The sequence below is a fragment of the Okeania sp. genome, assembly GCF_983059655.1.
Map to the genome: position 1 here is coordinate 1 of NZ_CEZPJD010001106.1, position 2,073 is coordinate 2,073.

Here is a 2,073-nt window from a genome sequence, read left to right on the forward strand (position 1 = left end):
TACTCTAAGTGCCAAAAATAATTTTGTGGTCTACTCAAATGAAAAGCGCTGTAATCAAGATTGACAGATATTTTCCCAGTTCTAAACGTTGTTCTAATTGTGGTCATGTAGTGGAAAAGTTACCTTTAAATATTAGAGAGTGGGATTGCCAAGAATTTGGTAGTCACCATGACCGCGATATCAATGCAAGTATAAATATTTTGGCTGCGGGACTCGCAGTGTCAGTCTGTGGAGCGACTGTAAGACCCGAAGGGAGTAAATCCACCGAAGGCAGGTGCTATGAAGCAGAAAGCCCCTAACAGCAATGCTAGGGAATCCCGGGCTGTCTCGTAAGAGCAGCGTCGGGAGGATGTCAACGGACTTTCTCAGACTATATTTCATCTCTGAGATTTTGAGCAAAAACTATAGCGCTATACAATTTAGCTAGACCGCCCTTGAGCCTCACACCATAATTTTTAAGAAGAGTGTGAGATGAATCGGTGGCCAATTGAGTAGGCTCGATGTGCCCATTAAATTTGCATGCTATCCCAGCAGAAGCTTTTGCCCTAGTTGAAAAACTTGTATGATTATCTTGCAATAACCCTGGAAATTTTCCACCATGCGGACTGCCTACCAATATAAATTAAGGCCCAATAAGGAACAAATAGCTACCATAGAAATGTGGTTGGAATTTTTGCGTCGGCAGTACAACTATCGGTTGGGTGAAAGATTCTCATGGTGGTCAGAAAACCTATGATTCAAAAACATTCTTTTTTCACCCTTGGTATGGCACCGACAACCTTCCTCAGATGAACAGCAAATTATTTCAACAAATCCGAATATTAGACCCAGTTTCCAATACAGACAGAATTGCTGATGTATTAATCATTGATAGTAAAATCGCAGCAGTCGAGACACAAATTTCTGAATTCCCCACTAAAACAGAAATTCAAAATTCCCATGGACTAATTTTAGGCCCTGGTTTAGTAGACTTATATTCTCATAGTGGCGAACCAGGGTTTGAGGAACGAGAAACTATAGAGTCTTTAATTCAAGCAGCTACAGCAGGGGGTTTTACTAGATTAGCTATTTTGCCCGATACTTTTCCACCTGTAGATAATCCTGCTGGTTTGGCCAGATTGCAAAATTTAGCCAAAAATTATGCTCCTACTCCTATCTTTTATTATTGGGGTGCTATTACCCAGGGTTTACAAGGGGAGCAAATGACCGAGTTGGGAGAGTTGGCAGCAACGGGAGTTGTGGGGTTTGCAGATGGTTTGCCTCTACAAAATCTTGGTTTGTTACGACGAGTCTTGGAATATCTCAAACCTTTGAATAAACCTCTAGCTTTATGTTGCAATAATTCTAGGTTGGCAGGTAAAGGGGTAATGCGAGAAGGGTATGATTCTATTCGTTTGGGTTTGCCTGGAGTTCCCACTATGGCTGAAACTTCCGCTTTAGCTGCTGTGTTGGAATTAATAGATGCTATTGGTACTCCTGTCCATATTATGCGGGTTTCCACTGCTCGGAGTGTGGAATTGATTAGAGTTGCTAAAAGTAGAGGTTTGCCTATTACTGCTAGTACTACTTGGATGCACCTATTATTAGATACTCAAGCTATTGACGGAAAGTATACTTTAAATTCTCCCTTCCTTCCCTACGACCCAAATTTACGTTTAGACCCTCCTTTGGGAAATATTAGCGATCGCTTGGCATTGATTGAAGGTATTAAGGATGGAGTTTTGGATGTTGTTGCTATTGACCATACTCCCTACAGTTATGAAGAAAAAACTGTAGCTTTTTCTGAAGCACCCACTGGAGCTATAGGACTAGAAATAGCATTACCTTTACTATGGCAAAATCTGGTAGAAACACAAGAATTATCAGCAATGGATTTATGGAGAGTTTTGAGTACCAATCCAGCAAAATGTTTAGGAGTAAATTTAGGAGCTATTGTTCCTAATACTAATAAAGGAGCAGATATTACCCTATTTGCCCCTCAAAAAACTTGGCAAGTAGATAAACAAACCTTAAAATCTCGTTCCGCCAATACCCCCTGGTTAGAAAAACAAATTATCGGCCGTGTCTTAACTT

The 2,073-nt window shown here is 40.6% G+C and carries 3 protein-coding genes; all 3 read left to right on the forward strand.

Going from position 1 to position 2,073, the window contains the following annotated elements:
* Positions 1-38: 38 nt before the first annotated feature.
* A complete protein-coding gene (locus AC3DU7_RS32245; RefSeq protein WP_488043300.1) occupies positions 39-299 on the forward strand; it encodes a zinc ribbon domain-containing protein in 261 nt (86 codons plus the stop codon).
* Positions 300-598: 299 nt separating this feature from the next.
* On the forward strand, positions 599-736 hold the full coding sequence (locus tag AC3DU7_RS32250) for a helix-turn-helix domain-containing protein (protein WP_488043301.1): 138 nt from the start codon (positions 599-601) through the stop codon (positions 734-736).
* A 52-nt stretch (positions 737-788) separates the two neighbouring features.
* On the forward strand, positions 789-2,073 hold a 1,285-nt coding region (locus tag AC3DU7_RS32255), incomplete at its 3' end, for a dihydroorotase (RefSeq protein WP_488043302.1).